This is a genomic window from Cobetia sp. BMC6 (genome assembly GCF_029991385.1).
Taxonomy (GTDB): Bacteria; Pseudomonadota; Gammaproteobacteria; order Pseudomonadales; family Halomonadaceae; genus Cobetia.
The window spans coordinates 624,471-644,781 of sequence record NZ_JAKUMF010000002.1 but is presented as its reverse complement, the minus strand read 5'-3'; the positions used below and the strand labels follow the sequence as shown (position 1 = coordinate 644,781).

Genomic DNA, 20,311 nt, shown 5'->3' with positions numbered 1-20,311 from the left:
ATCTATTCGTTCGCATGTGCTTATCAGACCTGCAGACGCGACCTAGACTGAAGGCGTCATTAGATGTCACTTCACCTCTGCGACATCGACGCCTCCACTCGCGAAAGGACTCCGCCATGCGCTATACCCCGGCTGAAGATCGCTATGAACGCATGCACTACCAGCGCTGCGGCAAGAGCGGCCTCAAGCTGCCCCGCCTGTCACTGGGGCTCTGGCACAACTTCGGCAACAACGCCCACGAAGGCAATGCGCGCGCCATCTGCCAGACCGCCTTCGATCTGGGCATCACCCACTTCGATCTGGCCAACAACTACGGGCCGCCGCCGGGCAGCGCCGAGGAAATGTTCGGACGCATGCTCAAGCGCGACTTCGCCGGCTATCGCGATGAGATGGTGATCTCCACCAAGGCGGGCTATCACATGTGGCCTGGCCCCTACGGCGAATGGGGCAGCCGCAAGTACCTGCTCTCGAGCCTGGACCAGAGCCTCAAGCGCATGGATCTCGATTACGTCGACATCTTCTATTCGCACCGCTTCGATCCGGACACGCCGCTGGAAGAGACGATGGGGGCGCTTGACAGCGCCGTGCGTTCCGGCAAGGCACTCTATGCGGGCATTTCCTCCTACAATGCCCAGCGCACCCGCGAAGCCGCCGCCATCCTGCGCGAGCTGGGCACGCCGTGCATCATCCATCAGCCCAGCTATTCGATGATCAATCGCTGGATCGAGGAAGACGGCCTGCTCGACACCCTCGATGACGAAGGCATCGGCTCCATCGTGTTCTCACCGCTGGCCCAGGGCGTGCTGACCAACAAGTATCTGGGCGGCGTGCCACAGGATAGCCGCCTGGCGCGCGGTGGAGCGATCAAGGAAGATCACCTCACCGAGGACAATCTGGAGCGGGTTCGCGCCCTCAACGCCATCGCCGAGCGTCGTGGCCAATCACTGGCCCAGATGGCCCTCGCCTGGGCGCTGCGCGGCAACCGTGTCACCACCGCACTGATCGGCGCCAGCCGCCCGGAACAGGTCAGCGATTGCGTCAAGGCGCTGGATCATCTCGACTTCACCCAGGCCGAGCTCGACGAGATCGACCGCTACGCCGTCGATGGCGGCGTCAATCTATGGGCGCGTTCGTCCAATGCCTGAGCTAGCGCCTGAGCCACGACTGAAGCAGTGAAGGACCTGAAACACATCGCCCCCACCGAGTGAGTCTCGACGGGGGCGATGTGCTTTGGCGTGACGTGCTCATGATATGAGTTCAGCCGCCGGCGGGAATGCCGTGCTCGCTGGCCAGCAGCGTACGATAGTCGGCGTAGCCCTTGCGGTAGGCGGCCACGCCTTCGGCCTGGGGCTGGGCGAGAGTCGCATGATCCAGCGCGACCAGCCGCTCACACAGTTGCTCAAGCGTCTCGCTGGGGCGACCCTTCCCTGCATCGCCTGACTGGCCCAGACACCAGCCCGCCTGAATGGCGGCGCCTAATGCTGCGGCCTCGGTCACCTGCGGGCAGACCACCTCGAGGCCGAGAATGTCGGCCAGCATCTGACGCCACAGCGGGCTTTTGGCGCCACCGCCCACCAGACGGATCTGGCGCGCTTCATTGGCCAGCGGCCCCATGCACTCCAGTGCGTAACGCAGGCCGTAGCTTGCGCCTTCCATGGTCGCGCGACACAGGTTGGCCGGGGTGGCATTGCGACTGTCCAGACCATGGAAACTGGCCTGGGCACGCGGCAGCATCGGCACGCGTTCGCCATTGAAGAACGGCAGCACCTGCACACCCTCGGCTCCGCGCGGGGCGCTTGCCACCTGAGCGGAGAAGGTGGCGATGTCGAAACCGAAAATCTCGCGCACTCGGGTGGTGGCCGACGTCACATTCATGGTGCACACCAGTGGCAGCCAGCCACCATCGCTGGCGCTGAAGCTGGCCACCTGAGGATCACAGCCCACCGGATAGTCCGCCGACCAGGCGCATACCGTGCCGGAGGTGCCCATGCTGAGCGTCACCCGCTCCGGAGCGATATTGCCGGTGCCGATGGCGCTCATCATGTTGTCACCGCCGCCGCTGGAGACGATGACGTCGTCACGCAGCCCGAAGCGCGCGGCGACCTCGGAGCGAATGCGCCCAGCCGGCTCGTGGGACTCGATCAATCGGGGCAGCACGCGCCGGGCGTCAAGCTCCGGGGCGATCTGCGCGAAGACATCCTGATGCCAGCAGCGCCGACGGGTATCGAAATAGCCGGTGCCCGAGGCATCGCCGTATTCGGCGACGCGCTCACCGGTCAGCCAGAAGTTGAGATAGTCATGCGGCAGCAGGATGCTGGCGATGCGCTGGTAGCGCTCGGGATGCTGCTCACGCAGCCAGGCGAGCTTGGAGGCGGTGTAGCCGGTCTGCAGCACCAGGCCGAGCGTCTCCAGGCAGCCCGCCTCACCTCCCAGCGCCTCGACCAGCGCGGCATTGTGCTCGCTGGTCTCGGTGTCACACCACAGCTTGGCCGGATGGAGCGGCACGCCGGCCTCATCCAGCACCACCATGCCATGCTGCTGGCCGGACACCCCGATCGCCGCGATGCGCTGCGGGTCCAGCCGCGAGATGGCCAGTGCATCATCGAAGGCGCCCTCAAGCGCCGCCACCCAGTCCTGAGGGTCCTGCTCGCGGCGCCCGTTGGCGCCTTCCTGCAGCGCATGACTGCGCTGGCCCTGGGCCACGATGCTCCCGCAGGCCGGATCGACGATCACCACCTTGGTACTCTGGGTCCCGCAATCAACACCTACCCACATGCGGCTCTCCCTGCCATCCATCATTCAGCTGCCCTCCCCATCGGGGCCGATGGGGGTATTCGCGAGACGCCAACGCCAGTCGGCGTTGAGCGAGTCCTGCTTGATCAGGTGCGCGTTGAGCATGTCCTTGTGATGGGTACGCTCATGGGCACCACGGGCATCCTGGCCCATCTCGCGCCAGCGGTGCAGCAGGCGCGGCACCAGCACCTCATCCTCGATATCCAGGAAGATGCTGATGTCGAACAGGCCGAGCAACGTATCCCAGGGCGCGTGGCGCAGCAGCAGATAGTTGCCCTCGACCAGCACGATGCGGTGGTGATTCTCGACCACGCGGCCACCGGCACGTGCCAGGTCCAGCGGGCGATCGAAGACCGGCACGGCGACCGGGCCATCATTGGCGCGCACCCTGACGAGATCATGATAGAGCCCGCGCGCATCGAAGGTTTCCGGTGCGCCCTTGACGTAGAGCAGGCCCTGGGGCGCCAGCACGGCGTTGTCGTAGTGGTAGCCATCCATCGGCACCACCACGGCGATGCCGGGTTCCAGCGCATTGAGGGTCTCGCACAGGGATTCCGACAGGGTCGACTTGCCCGCCGCAGGCGGACCGGCGAGGGCCACGATGGTACGTGTGCGCTGACTGGAGGCGTGTTCCGCCAGCACACGGCTGGCCATGTCGTCCAACGAGGGCGACATGTGGGCCAGGCGGGAATCGGATAAAGATGTCACGTGACTACCTCATTCATGGATGCGCACCCTTGCAGCAGGACGGAAGGCGTCTCTCATCCTTAGCTCATCCAGTTGCCACCGTCGACATTGAGTGTCTGGGCGACGACGAAATCGCTGTCTTCACAGGCCAGAAATACCGCGGCACCGGCGTGGTCGTCCGGCAGCCCCATGCGCCCATAGGGCACCGCCTCACCGACCAGGCGCTTCTTCTCGCCCAGCGGACGCTGTTCATGGTGGGCGAACAGCGCATCGACCTGATCCCACATCGGCGTATCCACCACGCCCGGCGCGATGCCATTGACATTGATGCCATGGCGGATGAGATCAAGCCCGCAGGACTGGGTGAGGCTGATCACGGCGGCCTTGGAGGCACAATAGGCGCTGACCAGCGCCTCGCCGCGTCGTCCGGCCTGCGAGGCCATGTTGATGATCTTGCCGCCCTGACCACGCTCGACCATCGTCCTGGCCACCGCCTGCAGAGTGAAGAACAGGCCTTCGACATTGACCGCCAGCTGGTGGCGCAGCATGCCCTCGCTGACCTCCAGCACCGGCGCCATGGCGAAGACGGCGGCATTGTTGACCAGGATATCGATCGGCCCCAGCTGTGCCTGCACGCATTCCAGCATGCTCTGGCGTGAGACGCTCGACGTCACGTCCAGCGTCACTGCCAGCACTCGTGCCTGCGGCCCGGCCTGCTCGCGCAGCTGCTGGGCGGCACGCTCCGCCGCCTCACCGTTGATGTCCGCCAGTGCCACATAAGCGCCTTCGGCGACATAGCGGGTGGCGATGGCCAGGCCGATACCGCCCGCACCGCCGGTGACCACCGCCACCTTGCCGGCGAGCCGGGCGCTGCGTGGCGAGGTCAGCGGTTCACCGCTGGCCGACTCGGATAGCGTCTGCATGGTGTCACCCCCTGACGGTGCTCATGTGGCGCTCAGGTCGCTGGCCTGACCGATACGCAGCTGACTGATCAAAGCGCTGACCTCATCCATGCTCGCACGGCTCTGCCAGGCACCCGCCTCCTGCTGACGCTGGGCGTGGCCCGGCGGAATATGCCCGGCGCCGGTGAAGCCGATCACACGCAGACCGGCCGCGACCGCCGCGCTGACGCCGGCGAGGCTATCCTCGACCACCACGCATTCCTCGACATCACGTCCCAGCTGACGCAGCGCCAGCTGATAGACATCCGGTGCGGGCTTGGGTCGCGCGACCTGCTCGGCCGTGAAGAGCGGCACCGAGCCCAGCCAGTGATCCAGGCCGGTGGCGGCCAGCGAGGCGCGCACGCGGCGCTCGGCACTGTTGGAAACGATCGCCACGGCCACGCCATTCGCCAACAGCCTTCCAAGCAGTTCCGCCATGCCGGTGATGGGCGCAAGTTCCTTCGCCAGACGTGATTCGATGGCGTGATCGATGCGCTCCATTGCCTGCGGTGGCAGGGTGTGAGTACTCATGGCCTCCAGATGGCCCAGGATGGCCTCGGTGGTCATGCCCAGCGCCGCACGCAGCTCAGCCTCGGTGTCGAGGTCCGGCAGCCATTCCCCCAGCTGGCGCGACAGCTCCTCCTCGGCCAGCACTTCGCTGTCCACCAGCACGCCGTCACAATCGAAGATCACCTGCTGCAAGGGGGTACTCATCTCATCATCCTCTCTGGCTTCCAGGTTCGCGGCTGCCCGGTTCATGCGCGGGCTTCCTGTGCGGCGCTGGCACTGGACAGGGAATTGTCCTGACGCGTCAGGCTGGTCAGCGGGTGACGGTTGAGATTCTGCAGCGCCAGCCCTTCACGGGTGAAGAGGTGTGCGCGCTCGACATCGAAGCCGTAGCGGATGCTGTCACCCACCCGGCTGTTGACGTCGCCATCCGCCATCAGGATCCAGCCGCTGTCGGACTGCTCGTCGGACTTGAGGCCGCCGATCGGCACATCGCCGGAGCCATCCGGAGTCGCCAGATAGAGTGACGTCACCCCGCCCAGACGCTCGATGACCTGAACCTGACCCGTGAACGGGCCTTGCTCATCGAGCATCAGATGCTCGGGGCGCACGCCCAGCGTCAGGGTGTCGCCGACGTTGACCGAGGCGCCATCTTCAGTCTGGCTCGCCACCGGAATCAGGCGCTCGCTGCCGTCGGGCAGGCGCACCGTGACGCCCTCGCCGGCCACGCCAGTGACGGTGATGTCGAGGAAGTTCATCTTCGGCGAGCCGATGAATCCGGCCACGAAGCGGTTGCGCGGGTGATGGTAGAGCTCCATCGGCGAGCCGACCTGCTCGACCACGCCGCCCTGCAGCACGACGATCTTGTCGGCCATGGTCATGGCTTCGACCTGGTCGTGGGTCACGTAGATCATGGTCGCCTTGAGCTCGGCATGCAGGCGCGCCAGCTCGATGCGCATCTGTACACGCAGTGCGGCGTCCAGGTTGGAGAGCGGCTCATCGAACAGGAAGATGCTCGGGTTGCGCACGATGGCACGACCGATGGCGACACGCTGACGCTGCCCCCCGGAGAGTGCCTTGGGCTTGCGGTCCAGCAGTGGTCCGAGCTGCAGCACCTCGGCGGCAGCATTGACCTTCTCGGCGCGCTCTTCCTTGGAGACACCGGCGAGCTTGAGGCTGAAGCCCATGTTCTCGCCCACCGTCATGTGCGGATAGAGCGCGTAGCTCTGGAACACCATCGCCAGGCCGCGCTCGGCCGGGCCGATATCGTTCATGCGCTTGCCATCGATCAGGATGTCACCGGAGGTCGCGTTCTCGAGACCGGCGATCATGCGCATCAGCGTGGACTTGCCGCAACCGGACGGGCCGACGAAGACCACGAATTCCTGGTCCTTCACTTCCAGATCGACTCCCTTGATGACCTGGGTGGTGGAGGCGCTGGCGCCGCTGCCGGAGGTGAATTCCTTGACGATGTTCTTGAGCGTGAGTGTGGACATGGGAAGTTTCCTTATCCGCACCTGCCCGAGGGCAGGTGATGGCAAATTTGGGTGGCATGGCAAGGGTGCAACATGCGTATGGCTCTCGGCCGCCTGCGCTGATCTGCTGTCAGGCAATGTTCATCAACCAATAATGTTCATCAACCAATGTTGCGCAGGCGGCGTACCTCTCCGTGAGTGACGCGTCTTGCGTGTCTCTGACTGGCGCGGGTTACTTGACGGCGCCGAAGGTCAGGCCGCGTACCATCTGCTTCTGGGTCATCCAGCCGAAGATCAGGATCGGCGCGATGGCAAGCGTGGAAGCCGCGGACAGCTTGGCCCAGAACAGTCCTTCCGGACTGGAGAAGGACGCGATGTAAGCGGTCAGCGGTGCGGCGTTGGAGGTGGTCAGGTTCAGGCTCCAGAACGCCTCGTTCCAACTCAGGATCACGCACAGCAGACCGGTGGAAGCGATGCCCGGCAGGGTCAGCGGCAGCAGCAGGTGGAAGATCTCCTGCAGGGTGCTGGCGCCATCCATGCGCCCGGCTTCGAGGATGTCCTTGGGGATGTCCTTGAAGAAGGTGTATAGCATCCAGACCACGATCGGCAGGTTCATCAGCATGTAGATGATGATCAGGCCGGTGCGGCTATCCAGCAGCCCCAGATCGCGGAAGATCAGGTAGACCGGCAGCAGCACGCCCACGGACGGCAGCATCTTGGTCGACAGCATCCACAGCAGTGTCCCTTGGGTACGCTTGGTGGGCAGAAACGCCATCGAGTAGGCGGACGGAATCGCGATCAGCAGCGCCAGCAGCGTTGCCCCGAGCGAGATCACCACACTGTTCATGGCGTACTTGAAGTAGTCCGCGCGTGCCTGGATCTCGATATAGCCCTCGACGCTGGGCGTGAAGAACAGGCTCGGCGGCGTGGCGATCGCCTCGACCTCGGTCTTGAAGCTGGTGAGGATCATCCAGAAGATCGGGAAGAACATCACCAGCGCGATGGTCCAGGCCACCAGGGTCAGGACAAGCTTCTTGTTGATCACGCTGCGGCGCGCGCGACTGGCGCTGACGGCAGCGCTGGCGGCGGCCACGGAATTGGAAGTTGAAGTCGACATCATTGAGTCTCCCTGTGCTGAGCGCTTGTCATCAGTTCTCGAGATTCTTGGCGACGGTACGCACCAGGAAGAAGGCCACGATATTGGCCAGGATGATGGCGATCACGCCACCGGCGGAGGCACCACCCACATCGAAGTCCAGCAGAGCGCGGATGTAGATCAGGTACGCCAGGTTGGTCGAGGCAAGACCCGGGCCACCTGAGGTGGTGACGAAGATCTCGGCGAAGATGGTCAGCAGGAAGATCATCTCGATCATCACCACCACGCTGATGGCGCGCTTGAGGTGCGGCAGGGTGATGTAGAAGAAGATCGCTACCGGCCCTGCCCCGTCCATGCGCGCCGCCTCGACCTGGTCATCATCGAGTGACTGGATGGCGGTCAGCAGGATCAACACCGCGAACGGCAGCCACTGCCAGGTGACGATGATCACGATGGAGGTCAGCGGCAGGCTGGCGAACCAGTCGATGGCCGGCAGACCGAACAGCCCGGCGACCCAGGCCAGAATGCCGTTGACCGGGTGCATCATCATGTTCTTCCACACCAGGGCACTCACGGTGGGCATGATGAAGAACGGCGCGATCACGAACAGGCGCGCGACGCCGCGGCCGAAGAATTCCTGCTGGAGCAATACCGCCAGCAGCGTGCCGCCGACCACGGTGGCGACCAGCACCCAGCCCACCAGCAGCAGGGTATTGCCCATGGCGGTCCACAGGGACGGATCGGTCAGCAGGTAGTAATAGTTGTCGACGCCGGCGAAACCGGACACCGACGGCATCATCAGGTTGTAACGCTGGAAGGAGAACCACAGGGTCATGACCAGTGGTACCAGCATCCACATCAACAACAGGCTTACGGCTGGGGCTTGCAGCGACAGGGTTCGCAATCCCCCGACGGTGCGTCCGGATGCTCTCGTGCGCATGGTGAGTCCTTCGATACGGTGAGGAAGTCAGGCAATGCGGTGGGCTTCAGGCCGAGGCTGTCCGTGCCACGCCGCGAGGGCGTTGCAGGAGTCTCGAGAGGAAGGGGTACCGCGGGCGCCGGACGGGGCTCCCGCCGTGCTTCGAGTCAATCTCTGTTGAGGCTCAAGGCAAGGCGGGAGGCCGTTGCAACATCATTCAGATCAAACCCGTCCATGTCAGATCAGATCCGTCGGGATCAGATCCGCCGGGCTCAGATCAATAACCTGACTGACGCATGGTGCGCTCGGTGGAACGCTGGGCGGAGGACAGTGCCTGCTCGACCGACATCTGGCCGGCCAGCGCCGCGGCGATCATCTGACCCACCTGGGTACCGATGGACTGGAATTCCGGAATGGTCACCATCTGCACGCCGACATAGGGCACCGGCTCAAGGGTCGGATCGGTCGGGTCGGCACTGGTGATGGCATCCATCACGAAGCCGGCGAAGGGTGCGGCGTCCTTGTAGGACTGGTTCTCGTAGGTGGAGACACGTGTGCCCGGCGGAATGCTGGCCCAGCCTTCACGCTCGCCGACCAGGTTCACGTATTCCTGGGAAGTGGCCCAGGTGATGAAGGTCTGGGCGGCATCCTTGGACTTGGAGGATTCCGGAATCGCCAGCGCCCAGGACCACAGCCAATGCGAGCCCTTCTCCGTCTTGGCGATCGGTGCCGGCGCGAAGCCCAGCTTGTCGGCCACGGACGATTCCTTCGGGTTGTAGAGCTTGCCGGCCGCCGAGGTAGCATCGACCCACATGCCGCACTTGCCACTGGAGAACAATGCCAGGTTCTCGTTGAAGCCGTTGGAAGTCGCGCCCGGCGGGCCGTACTTGCCCATCATGTCGACGTAGAAGTTGATGGCCTCGCTCCAGGCCGGGGAATCCAGCTGCGGCTCCCACTCCTCATTGAACCAGCGGCCACCGAAGCTGTTGACCATGGTGCCCAGCACCGCCATGTTCTCGCCCCAGCCCGGCTTGCCGCGCAGGCAGATGCCGTAGACGCCTTCATCCGCGGAGTTGAGCTTGGCGGCCCAGTCGTTGACCTGGCTCCAGGTCGGCTGCTCGGGCATCTCGATACCGGCCTGCTCGAAGAGGTCCTTGCGGTAGTAGAGCATGGAGCTTTCGCCATAGAACGGCAGCGCGTAGAGGCCCTTCTTCTCGCCTTCGGTCACGCTCAGACCATCACGCACCGGCTTGATCAGGTCATCGACCTGATAGTCCTCCGGCAGATTGTCGAGCTTGGTCAGCCAGCCATGCTTGGCCCAGATGGGCACTTCATAGGTGCCGATGGTCATGACGTCGAACTGGCCACCCTGGGTCGCCACATCGGTGGTCAGACGCTGACGCAGCACGTTCTCTTCCAGTACCACCCAGTCGAGGGTGATGTCCGGATGCGCCTTCTCGAATTCGCTGGTCAGGCTCTGCATGACCACCATGTCGGCGTTGTTGACGGTCGCGACGGTGATGGTCTCGGCACTGACCTGAGCGCTGAGCGGCGCCAGGGCAGCGACACTGGCGAGCGAGAGCAGATGACGGCGGGACTTGGTGATGTGAGGTAGGCGCATGGGGGCACTCCATCGGGGCGTTATTGGCATTGTTCTTTTCGAGGGCAGCGGCGCCTTGGGCACCGATACCTTCCCATCAACCGGCTTGGTGAACGGATGTCCTGGCGAGACATCGCGACGCAAACACGTTCGATCAAAACGTCATTCAGTGAACAAATGATCGGATCAGACCTGTGAAAAAGCAAACCCTGAAGCGCTATACCTTGGGCTATACAACCTTGGGATCTGATCCTTTGGGTGTAGGCCACAAGGCGGCATGGCCACTGAGCTTGCGTGCAATTCAGCATAGACAGACATTAGCGTTAAACGAAACAACGCTGGCCACGATTGCCGGCCCAATTCTCTATCAAGAAGGCGAACAAACGCGCTGGATTGTCAGACAAGAGAAGGCGGCGTTCGCCCTGAAAGTCGTGACTCCGACGCAAGGGTGAGAGAACGAAAGAAGAATAGATAACGAACCAGGAGAAGGATGAGAGCAAAGCAAAAGAAAAAACGCAGGTATCGCGGAGAAATAGCAAAGGAATGGCGAAGGAATAGCGAAAGAGTGACGAAGAAATAACGGAGCAATAGCGCCGAATAGGTGACGGAAACGCCTGGGCATCGAGCGGGCATCACGCGAGCAATGACAATGCTGAACCCTGACCACGATAACGACACCGTGAACGGCACCAGGAGCAAGGCCTGGGGCCATACGCCCCGCCCTGCTCCCGATGACTCGCTCGGCGCCTTGTACGGCGCCTTGTGCGGACTGTATCCACGGGAGCCTGTCATCGGGAACCAGTCGTCAAGCGCAAGCCATCAGCAGAAAACCATCACACTGCGGCCATCACAATGACGCTACTCGAGAGAGAGCCCCCTGCTCACTCCTTGAGGGCCGCACAGACCCGCTGGGCAGCCACCTCGTCGATGATCAACCCTTGCAGCCAACCACCGCGCAACGCACTCAGGATGGCCGGCACCTTGTCGTGGCCGCCCGCCAGCCCGATCAGCGGCTGCGCCTTGAGCGAGGTCAGCGGCACACTGGTGATGCGCTGCGCCAGCGGGCAATCGATCAGCCGGCCATGGGTGTCCAGCGGCCAGCCCATCAACTCGCCCACGGCACCGACTTCCATCAGCTCATCGCGCTCGGCGGCGCTGATGAACTGATCCTGGAACAGCGTCGCCTGGGCATCGAGACGCCCGATGCCGATCATGCCCACATCGGCCTCACAGGCGACCTTGAACACCGCCTTGACCAGATTCTGCCCCTGCAGCGACTCCTTCTCCTCGATGCTGGCCGCCACCACGGGCGCGGGCAGCAGGAAGCGATCAGCGCCGATCTTGTCCGCCAGCAGCATCACGCCGTCATAGCGGTTGGAAGAGCCATCCAACGCCACATTGCCGACCAGTGACACGATACGATGCTGAGGACGCTCGCTGCGACTCAGTGCTTCCACCGCCGCGCGTACCGCACGCCCGGTACTCAGCGAGATGGTCTGCGGCTGCTGGCGACCGAGATAGAACGCCAGGCGTTCGGCACCCGCCACCGCCAGATATTCCGCGATGCATTCCGGTGACTGGGTGTCAGAGGGCACCACATCACAGAAGCTCAGCCCGAAGTGCTCCACCAGCGTATCCGACAGCGCCATGCTGCTGGCCACGGGGTGATCGATGGAGATCTTGACCAGCCGCTCCTGACGCGCCAACGACAGCAGGCGCTGCACGCCGGGGCGCGACACCCCCAGCTGAACCGCGATGTCGTCCTGGGTCCGTCCACCGACATATGACAACCATGCAGCCCGCGCAGCCTGCTCCAGTCGCTGTTCAAACTTGTCCATGCGCTTTCTTCCACACTGTCGATTGAGTCCAACACTTTCCACGCCACCGCCACCGAGCACAAGTGCCACGCGCCAACCCGCGCACGAAACGACAACGCCCCGCCGATGAAGGCGAGGCGTTGCAGAGGCGCTTTTCTCGCGCCGAGGCATCAGCTGACTGAGGCCGGTGTACCGCGGAGGACTACATGAACCAGCGTGCGCCATACCCCCACAGCAGCACGGTGACCGCCAGCAGGCCCTCGAGAACCAGTACCCCGATTCCCAGAGTCGACCCGGTGACGAGGAAGCCTTCCTTGTTGGAGATGTCGAGCAGTGGCGGGATGCCCAGATACAGCAGGTATGCGCTATAACACAGGCCAATGGTCCCCGCGAGGATGCACACCCAGATGACAGGATAGAGCGCAACCAGCCCCGCGAGGAACATCGGCGTGGCGACATAGCCCGCGAAGATGATGCAACGCCGGCGACTGGGGTGCCCCGAGAAACGCTTCGAGAGCATGTGAATGACAGTGCCCATGAAGCCGATCGCTGTCAGTATGGCGATATAGAACGCGATACCGGCGAAGAAGGCATCCAGTGGCTCCAGAAGAATGGCGTGGCCTTCCGTCAGGCTCCAGCCGAACTGCGTGGTCCCGATATAGGCGCAGATGACAGGCACCAGCGCCATGAGCAGCACATGATGTGCGTAGAGGTGGGTGATGGATTCGTGTTCCTTGCGGATGGTCTGCCATTCCCGTTGCGGATGCGCCATCAAGCCCCATACGTGGGTCAGCATGTGGTCTACCTCCCGTTGACAGTCGTCGACAATCCGGCCATGCGGTCCCGGCGCGGAGTCCGTGTCAGGGCAGTTGCACAGCCATGATTTGAGCGTAGACCACATTGCGCCAAGTGGCAGTTCAACGCCCGTTGCCCCTTCCGAATCGTGCCGGTGCAGGCGTGAAACAGGCCAACCAGGGAAGCGTTGACCGGGACAGCGGCAGCACGCCCTGCACTTTTGAGAGATACTTGATTTACCCCCTATGGATGGATGACGACGAATGCCAATCGGACAGCGTAGCGGCATGAAGGCAGTGCTTGTCATGCAGGGAGCGCTCGACATGAAGAGAATGTTCGGTATCAAGAGAACGCTCGGCGTGAGCCTGGCACTGAGCCTTGCAACCCTGAACACGCCAGCTCAGGCGGAGCCAGTCGAGCTGACCATGAGCCGCGAATACGGCCCCCAGACCATGATGGGCCAGCGCGCCCAGCAGTTCGTCGATCAGGTGGCAGCGCTCAGCGGGGGCGAGCTCAAGATCACCTTCGGAGAAGGCCCGCTGAGTCGGCTGCGTTCGGTGAATCACCTCGAGGCCATCAACGCCGACATCATCCAGCTGGCCGACTCCCACAGCGGCGCGCTGGCTGCCGAGATGCCGCTGTTCGGCCTCAGCTCGCTGCCGACCCTGGTCGATGACCCGCATCAGGCGCGCGAACTCTACCGTCTGGCGCGCCCCAGCTATGAAGCGCTACTGGAAGAGCATGACCAGATTCTGCTCTATGCCCTGCCCTGGCCGCCCAGCGGGCTGTGGTCGCGCAAGCCGATCACCACACGCGATGACCTCCGGGGCGTCCCCGTGCGGGCCTACGACCGCAATACCCAGCGCGTGCTGCTCAACCTTGGCGCCATCGCCACCGTGCTCGGCTGGGAGCCGATGCAGCAGCAACTGGCCGAAGGCCGTATCGAGGCGGTGATGACCTCGGCCCTGGGCGGCCTGACGGCGGAGCTCAACCGCACGCTGAATCACTACACCGCACTGCAATACGCCATGCCGCTCAATATCGTTCACATGAGCCGGTCACGCTATGAGGCGCTCGACGACACCCAGCGCGAGGCCCTTCTCGCCGCCGCGACCCAGATTGAAGACACCAGCTGGAACGCCATCGCCAGCGTCCTGGAGCAGACCCATGCCCAGCTGGAAGAGGCCGGCGTGAAGGTCAGCAACCCTCTCTCGCCCGAACTCAAGCGCTCACTGGCACGCGCCAGTGTCAGCGTGATCGAGAGCTGGCGCGGCAAGGTTTCCCCCGAGGGAAGCGAACTGTTGGACCGCTATCTCGTACAACGCGACACCCTCTGAGCCAGACGCGCGCACGCTCCACCAGCCGCGGCCATGAAGGCCACCTTCGATGGCAATGCTGCAAGACCGTGGAGACACGATTCATCTGAGCATAAACGCAGACATGCACTACCCTAGCGGGCAAAGGCCAAAGACAAAAAGAAAGGATTCCCCATGACGTCTTCCTCACGTATTGCCGCCCTGTTGTCCGCCTGGCTGGCAGCGGCAGGCCTGATCGGCGCACTCAGCGCGCACGCTCAGACGACCCTCAGCATGAGCAGCGATTACCAGCCCGACACGATGATGGGCCAACGCGCTGTCGAATTCAGCCAGCAGGTCGCCAGCCAGTCCGAAGGTGACCTGACGCTGACGCTGCGCTCGGACATTCGCTCCGCCAGCCACCTGCAGGCCACCACCGGCGGTGTCATCGACATCGCCGCGACACTCAGTGGCGCGCTCGCCGAGGAAGCCCCCTTCTTCGGCATCTCCTCGCTGCCGGCGATCGCCTACGATCTCGATGAAGCTCACCGCCTGTACGTGATCGCGAAGCCGCGCTACGAGGAACTGCTCGCCGAGTACAACCAGATCCTGCTGTATGCCCTGCCGTGGACACCCAGCGGCCTGTGGTCGAAAGCGCCCATCGCTGACGGCGATGACCTGAAGGACATGCCGATCCGCACCTACGACCGCAACACGCAGCGAGTGCTGCTCAACCTGGGCGCGGCGCCTCAGGTCATGAGCTGGGGAGAGCTCAAACCCCTGCTGCCCGGTGGCAGCATCCACGGCGCGCTGACCTCCGCGATGGGCGGAGTCAGTGCGGAGCTCTACCGCTACATGCCTCACTTCACCACGCTCAACTACGCGATGCCGCTCAATATCATCCACATGAATCGCGATAGCTTCGACGACCTGACAGAGGCCCAGCAGCATGCGTTGATCGATGCCGCGCATGCCGCCGAATCTGCCGGCTGGATGGCCACCCACAGCGTGCTGGACCAGGCCTACGCCACCCTGCAGGAGAACGGCGCGAAGCTGATCACCCCTGCCCCGCCTGAGCTGCAGGATGCCCTCGAGGAGGCCAGCCAGCATGTGGTGGAAAGCTGGAAGCAGAAAGTCACCAATGAAGATCGCGAATTGCTGAACAAGTATCTCGAATCACGCCCTGAGCGCTGAGCCCGAAAACGCCTGATGATCCACAGGCTCCAGACACGACAACGGCACCCTCGGGTGCCGTTGTCGTCTGCGTGCGCTTCACGACTTGTGCAGTAGAGCGGGGCTCTGCTCAACGATGCGACGCCGCCCATGCCGCGCCGAGGCTCATCGACGACAGAGCCATCAGTACCAATGACGGCGCCGCCCCGCCCGCCACCGTCGCGAACGAGCGGCGTCGCCCGTGGCGCAGGCCGTGATCCATGCACAGCAACGCAAACGGTCCGGGAAAGGTGATCAAGAACGAATTCCATGCGCATGCGTGCCGCATGGAATCCTAGACACAAAAAAGCCTCCCATTCGGGAGGCTTTTTTGAAGAATCTGGAGCGGGTGAAGGGAATCGAACCCTCGTCTTAAGCTTGGGAAGCTTCTGCTCTACCATTGAGCTACACCCGCAGGGCGGTGCATTGCGCACGCCAGAACTGCATTGTACTCAACGACTTATCGCGGTCAAGCAACATCTGATAGAGCGGTTGCTGCAGGCGCCGTCGCACTGGCGATGTTGGTGGCCAAGCCGTTGATTGCATTCACTATTCAAGCGCCGGTGATAATCCTCAGGCAGCGCAGCTATCGAGTTGCGCCAGCAGCACGTCACGGCGGGCATCACTCATGCCGAGGCCTTCGGCACGCTGCGGAAAGGCGGCGTCGATGGCGTTGCGGCACAGGGTGAGCCACTGCGCCTCGCTGAGATCCAGCGCTTGCTGCACGGCTAGGAAGTTGTCGAGCATGCCACCGCCGAAATAGGCCGGGTCATCCGAGTTGAGGGTGATGTTGAGGCCCGCCTCGATCAGCTTCGGCAGCGGGTGGTCCTCCATGCGCTCCACCACCTTGAGCGCGACATTGGACAGCGGGCACACCGTCAGCGGGATACGCCGCTCGGCCAGCTCCGCGACCAGGGCGGCATCTTCCAGGCAGCGCACACCGTGGTCGATACGCTCTACCCCCAGCACCTCAAGCGCCGTGCGGATGTACGCAGCCGGGCCTTCCTCACCTGCGTGAGCGACACGATGCCAGCCGCGCTCTCCCGCAAGCGTGAAGACTTCGGTGAACTTCTCTGGCGGATTGCCGATCTCGGCGCTATCCAGGCCGACACCCACGAAGCGTGACTCGAAGGGGATCAGCGCATCGAACAACTCGCGGGCAGACGCCGCGGAGTGACAGCGCAGGAAGCTCGGTACCAGCGCCGAGGTGATATCAAACTCCTTCACCGCCTCACGGCAGGCACGCTCCAGCCCCGCGAACTGGGTTTCCAGACTCACGCCACGCGCCAGGTGCGCCTGCGGATCGAAGAACAACTCCAGATGCTTGACGCCATCGGCGCTCGCACGGCGGAAGTAGTCCTGCGCCAGACGATAGAAATGTGACTCGTCATTCAGAACACCCATGCCCTGGTAATAGAGCGCGAGGAAGGCAGGCAGATCCGCGAAGTCATAGGCCGCCTCGACCTCCTCCAGGGTGGCGTAGGGCAATGTGATGCCCTGCTCCGCCGCCAGCTCGAACATCAATGCCGGCGTCAGCGAGCCTTCGATGTGCAGGTGCAGCTCCACCTTGGGCAGGCGGGCGAGAAAGTCGTGCATGCGCGGGGTAAGGGTCATGGCCCGTCTCCTCAATGAAAGGCGGCGGCTGGAAGATCGCGGAGCGCTCACCACAGCCTGATGGCGCAATTCTAGCAATCCCGAGACCACCTTGAGGAGAGACGGCGCGGGAAATGCGATTTCTCTGCGCGATGCCCGCCTGCCGTGACTTTTCGCGACTCGCCGAAATAGGCTATTTTCGTTCATTCGCACTCTCGCAAGCTCACCACAACAGTCATGAGCGTGCGACAGCCAGCAACGCCCAGCCCCATGCCGCGCTGACTGACATAACCATAACGATCGACGCTGAACACCAAGGACACGATTGCCATGCACGCCACATCCCCTGCCCGCCATCCCTTCTCACGCAGAAAGCATGCTCGACAGCGTGCTGGCGCTCTGCCCGCTGCGCTCCTGCTCAGCCTTGGCCTGCTGGTGCCCTTGAGCGCCAACGCCACCCAAGAGGAACATAACGAACAGACTGGCTTCGCCCCGCAGGGCAAGACGGAGTGCATCGCGCCGGCCAAGCCCGGCGGCGGCTGGGATTTCACCTGTCGCAGCGTGGCCCGCCTGCTGGATGAGCAGAACCTGATCCCCGCCGGTATGCAGACGCTGAACGTGCCCGGCGCCAGCGGAGGCGTCGCCTTCGCGCATGTGAAATCCAAGCGCCATGATGATGAGCAGGTCATCGTCGCCGCCTCGAGCGCGACCACCACCCGTCTGGGCCAGCATGCCTATCAGGACGGCAAGGTCGACGACGTGCGCTGGTTGATGACCCTCGGCGCCGACTACGGCGTGATTGCCGTGGCCGAGGACTCGCCCTATCACTCGCTGACCGAGCTGCTGGCCGTCATGCAGGCAGACCCCAAGGCGGTGCGCTTCGCCGGTGGCGATGTCGCGGGTGGCTTCGATCACCTCAAGGTGCTGATGGCGGCGCGTGAAGCGGGCATCGACAACCTGCGCGCCCTGCCGTACCTCGCCTACGACTCAGGCTCCGTCGCCATCACCCAGGTGATGGGCGGCCACCTGGAGGCCTTCACCGGCGACATGACCGAGGCCCGCGGTTTCGCCGAATCCGGCCACCTGCGCCTGCTGGCAGTGTTCAGTGAAGAGCGTCTGCCCGGTCAGTACAGCGACATTCCCACCGCGCGTGAGCAGGGGATCGATGTGGTCGCACCCAACTGGCGCGGCTTCTACCTGCCGGGCGGCGCATCGGATGCCGCCTTCGCCTGGTGGGAGCAGACTCTCAACCGCATGGCCGAGACGCCCGAGTGGCAGCAGGTGATGCAGGACAACGGCCTGATGCCGTTCCACAAGTCCGGCAAGGCGTTGGATCGCTTCATCACCCAGCAGGTCAGCGATGTCGAGCAGATGTCGCAGGAACTGGGCCTGCAGTGATCCACTGAAGCACTGAGGTAGTGGCTCCCTGAGGTCCTTGAGCCCTGAGCGCTGCGCTCGCCTGGCAAACGCTCAAGACTGGCAAAAGCTCATGGCAGCCCCAAAAAAGCCGCCACACCGTTTGCCGGGGTGGCGGCTTTTGGCGACTGACTGGTTTGCTCCAGCAATCTCAGGGCATGGACGGCCACGGCCCCTTGGGCGGCTGATGTTCGGAGTCAAACTGAGAGGGCAATTGCGGGTCGCGCTCTTCATGCGGCGCAGAATCTCCCTCTGAATCTGTCTGTGACCGAAGCACTGTTTCCGGCGCTGCTCCTGTCTCAGTTGTCAGTTCCGCTCTCGGCAACAGCTCGGACAACCGCTCCGTCTCGAACGCGATTTCCGTGTCTGCGCCAGCCTCGAGCAGCGGCTCTGCCACGTACTCGTGACCCGGCTCCACCAGTTCCGCCTCCTCCAGCGGCGCGACGTTGGCCTCGAAGGCCTCATCCAGCGCCTCTTCCAATGCCTCCTCGAAGGCTTCCTGCAACGCGACCTCAAAGGCCTCTTCCTGCGCCGCCGCCTCGGCGGCCTCAGAGGCCAGCTGCTCATCCTCGGCGTGTTCATGTGCCCACTCCACCGCCACCTCGACCGCCATCGGTGACGCCGTCGGCAGGATGTTGAGGTAACTGTCGGTCTCCTCGACCGGCACCATCTCGCGCTGGGTGATCTGATAGAGCGCATACAGCGAGATGGCCACGAAGGTGGTCGCCAGCACCAGCCAGAAGGCGTAGGGGTCCATCACCTCCATCGCGCCACCTGCCGCCAGCGGCCCGACGATGGCGCCCAGCCCGAAGGCGAACACCAGCCCGCCGGAGGCACCCGGCATCTCCTCGGCCGACAGCGAATCATTGGTGAAGGCCAGCAGCAGCGCGTAAAGCGGTGTCGTCACGCCGCCGGCAAGGAAGGCCGAGGCGATCAGCGGCCACAACGCATCGCCCGCCATCCAGCCGAACAGACACGAGCCTGCCCCGGCAGCGGACAGGCCGCAGATGAGCACGCGGCGGTCCATGCGGTCCGACAGCCAGCCGATCGGGGTCTGCAACACCAGCGCGCCGGCGAACAGCATGGCGATGAACAGGGCGATATGTGAGCCCGACAAGCCCACCTGGGTGCCGAATACCGCGCCCATCCCCGACTGGGTCGCATAGACACTGCCGAGCAGGAAGATGCCGATGGCGCCCAGCGGTGACGCCTTGAACAGTGTCGCGAATGACATCGCCCGCGACACCTCGACCGCCGGTGCCACGGCCGCCGACAGCAGAATCGGCCCGAAGGAGATCGACACCAGGATGGAGGCACAGATGAACAGCACCGAGGTCGCGGCGTCGCCCAGCGTCAACAGGCCCTGCGCACCGATGATGCCCAGCGTCTGCGCCATCATGTAGGCCGACAGCACCTTGCCGCGTGTCTCGTTGCTGGCGGCCGCATTCAGCCAGCTTTCCGCCGTGACATAGATGCCCGACATGCAGAAGCCGATCAGCAGGCGCAGCAGGGTCCAGGCCCAGGGTTCGGTCAGCAGTGGCAAGGCGATCAAGGCCGCCGAGATGAAGCTGCCGAGTGCTGCGAACACCCGCACATGCCCGACCCGCTGGATCAGCACCGGGGTGTAGCGCGCGCCGGAAAGGAAACCCACGAAATAGCCCGAGGTGACGATCGCCAGCTCCGCCGAGGAGAAGCCCTCGATGCCGCCACGCAGACCGATCAGCGTGAAGTGCATGCCATTGCCAAGCATGATCAGCACGATACCCAGCAACAATGCCCACACACTGCCCAACACCTTGGCCATGAGCCTTCCCCCTCCCCTGTCCCCTTGCACGATTGCCGCTGGCACCCGGACAGCACGCAGTCTGGCCACCGGCTACACGCTAGACCAGAGCCCAAGGGCCACGCTTCTGCTGCAACGCCGCATAACGTTTCAAACACGACAGGCAAGCCATGGCGCCCGTGGGCGGATAGCTCACGCACCCAGCGCGAGCGCCCCGCTCGGGCCTGCCGGGAGAGGTGCGAAGGAGGCATGCAAGAGCAGCAAGAGAAGCGCAACGAGAGAGAAGTGAGTAGAGAAAAAAGAGAGGGGCGAGAGAGGAGCAACAGAGCGTCGTAAACCGCCAGATTCCGACACGCCATCCGGGCGGATCATCCACGAAAAT

18 protein-coding genes and 1 tRNA gene are annotated in these 20,311 nt (G+C 63.7%); 5 read left to right on the top strand and 14 right to left on the bottom strand.

Going from position 1 to position 20,311, the window contains the following annotated elements; all coding sequences use genetic code 11:
• Positions 1-116: 116 nt before the first annotated feature.
• Positions 117-1,145 carry an L-glyceraldehyde 3-phosphate reductase gene (mgrA, locus tag MKZ40_RS06990; RefSeq protein ID WP_175089809.1) on the top strand — a complete coding sequence of 343 codons (1,029 nt, stop codon included), beginning with the start codon at positions 117-119 and terminating at the stop codon, positions 1,143-1,145.
• Between the two features lie 112 nt (positions 1,146-1,257).
• Here the strand turns inward: mgrA and xylB are convergent, their stop codons facing one another.
• From xylB to MKZ40_RS06950, 8 genes are all read right to left on the bottom strand, one after another.
• Positions 1,258-2,775 carry a xylulokinase gene (xylB, locus tag MKZ40_RS06985; protein WP_175089808.1) on the bottom strand — a complete coding sequence of 506 codons (1,518 nt, stop codon included), beginning with the start codon at positions 2,773-2,775 and terminating at the stop codon, positions 1,258-1,260.
• A 24-nt stretch (positions 2,776-2,799) separates the two neighbouring features.
• Positions 2,800-3,501: a nucleoside/nucleotide kinase family protein gene (locus MKZ40_RS06980; protein WP_348994691.1), complete on the bottom strand. Its 702-nt coding sequence runs from the start codon at positions 3,499-3,501 to the stop codon at positions 2,800-2,802.
• Positions 3,502-3,560: 59 nt separating this feature from the next.
• Positions 3,561-4,403 carry an L-iditol 2-dehydrogenase gene (locus MKZ40_RS06975; protein WP_175089807.1) on the bottom strand — a complete coding sequence of 281 codons (843 nt, stop codon included), beginning with the start codon at positions 4,401-4,403 and terminating at the stop codon, positions 3,561-3,563.
• A gap of 21 nt (positions 4,404-4,424) precedes the next feature.
• Complete coding sequence (locus tag MKZ40_RS06970; RefSeq protein WP_254627098.1) at positions 4,425-5,135, bottom strand: HAD family phosphatase; 711 nt, start codon at positions 5,133-5,135, stop codon at positions 4,425-4,427.
• 41 nt (positions 5,136-5,176) lie between these two features.
• Complete coding sequence (gene ugpC / locus MKZ40_RS06965) at positions 5,177-6,424, bottom strand: sn-glycerol-3-phosphate ABC transporter ATP-binding protein UgpC (RefSeq protein WP_175089806.1); 1,248 nt, start codon at positions 6,422-6,424, stop codon at positions 5,177-5,179.
• Between the two features lie 211 nt (positions 6,425-6,635).
• Positions 6,636-7,523: a carbohydrate ABC transporter permease gene (locus MKZ40_RS06960; RefSeq protein WP_217485876.1), complete on the bottom strand. Its 888-nt coding sequence runs from the start codon at positions 7,521-7,523 to the stop codon at positions 6,636-6,638.
• A 28-nt stretch (positions 7,524-7,551) separates the two neighbouring features.
• On the bottom strand, positions 7,552-8,439 hold the full coding sequence (locus tag MKZ40_RS06955) for a sugar ABC transporter permease (RefSeq protein WP_043334545.1): 888 nt from the start codon (positions 8,437-8,439) through the stop codon (positions 7,552-7,554).
• Between the two features lie 256 nt (positions 8,440-8,695).
• On the bottom strand, positions 8,696-10,039 hold the full coding sequence (locus tag MKZ40_RS06950) for a sugar ABC transporter substrate-binding protein (RefSeq protein WP_107335189.1): 1,344 nt from the start codon (positions 10,037-10,039) through the stop codon (positions 8,696-8,698).
• A gap of 173 nt (positions 10,040-10,212) precedes the next feature.
• Here MKZ40_RS06950 and MKZ40_RS06945 point away from each other — a divergent pair, with 173 nt between their 5' ends.
• Positions 10,213-10,470, top strand: a complete 258-nt coding sequence (locus MKZ40_RS06945; protein WP_175089803.1) for a hypothetical protein — start codon at positions 10,213-10,215, stop codon at positions 10,468-10,470.
• Between the two features lie 429 nt (positions 10,471-10,899).
• Here MKZ40_RS06945 and MKZ40_RS06940 read toward each other — a convergent pair whose 3' ends face one another.
• Both MKZ40_RS06940 and MKZ40_RS06935 read right to left on the bottom strand, forming a co-directional pair.
• Positions 10,900-11,856, bottom strand: coding sequence for a sugar-binding transcriptional regulator (locus tag MKZ40_RS06940; protein WP_175089802.1), 957 nt, complete (start codon positions 11,854-11,856; stop codon positions 10,900-10,902).
• A gap of 181 nt (positions 11,857-12,037) precedes the next feature.
• Positions 12,038-12,631 (bottom strand): Yip1 family protein, encoded by a 594-nt coding sequence (locus MKZ40_RS06935; protein ID WP_175089801.1) that lies wholly within the window; start codon positions 12,629-12,631, stop codon positions 12,038-12,040.
• Positions 12,632-12,953: 322 nt separating this feature from the next.
• On the opposite strand from MKZ40_RS06935, the gene MKZ40_RS06930 reads away from it, so the two are divergent.
• Positions 12,954-13,967, top strand: coding sequence for a TRAP transporter substrate-binding protein (locus tag MKZ40_RS06930; RefSeq protein WP_175089800.1), 1,014 nt, complete (start codon positions 12,954-12,956; stop codon positions 13,965-13,967).
• Positions 13,968-14,120: 153 nt separating this feature from the next.
• Positions 14,121-15,119 carry a TRAP transporter substrate-binding protein gene (locus tag MKZ40_RS06925; protein WP_175089799.1) on the top strand — a complete coding sequence of 333 codons (999 nt, stop codon included), beginning with the start codon at positions 14,121-14,123 and terminating at the stop codon, positions 15,117-15,119.
• Between the two features lie 109 nt (positions 15,120-15,228).
• Here MKZ40_RS06925 and MKZ40_RS06920 read toward each other — a convergent pair whose 3' ends face one another.
• From MKZ40_RS06920 to MKZ40_RS06910, 3 genes are all read right to left on the bottom strand, one after another.
• Positions 15,229-15,396: a hypothetical protein gene (locus MKZ40_RS06920; RefSeq protein WP_175089798.1), complete on the bottom strand. Its 168-nt coding sequence runs from the start codon at positions 15,394-15,396 to the stop codon at positions 15,229-15,231.
• Between the two features lie 82 nt (positions 15,397-15,478).
• Positions 15,479-15,552 (bottom strand) — tRNA-Gly (locus MKZ40_RS06915).
• 158 nt (positions 15,553-15,710) lie between these two features.
• The gene (locus tag MKZ40_RS06910) at positions 15,711-16,751 is read right to left on the bottom strand and encodes an adenosine deaminase (RefSeq protein WP_348994690.1); all 1,041 of its coding nucleotides are present in this window, start codon (positions 16,749-16,751) and stop codon (positions 15,711-15,713) included.
• A gap of 309 nt (positions 16,752-17,060) precedes the next feature.
• Between MKZ40_RS06910 and MKZ40_RS06905 the strand changes: the two genes are divergently transcribed.
• The gene (locus tag MKZ40_RS06905; RefSeq protein ID WP_175089797.1) at positions 17,061-18,128 is read left to right on the top strand and encodes a tripartite tricarboxylate transporter substrate-binding protein; all 1,068 of its coding nucleotides are present in this window, start codon (positions 17,061-17,063) and stop codon (positions 18,126-18,128) included.
• 169 nt (positions 18,129-18,297) lie between these two features.
• Here MKZ40_RS06905 and MKZ40_RS06900 read toward each other — a convergent pair whose 3' ends face one another.
• Entirely contained in the window at positions 18,298-19,950 is a 1,653-nt protein-coding gene (locus MKZ40_RS06900) for an MFS transporter (protein WP_175089796.1), read from the bottom strand.
• Positions 19,951-20,311 lie beyond the last annotated feature (361 nt).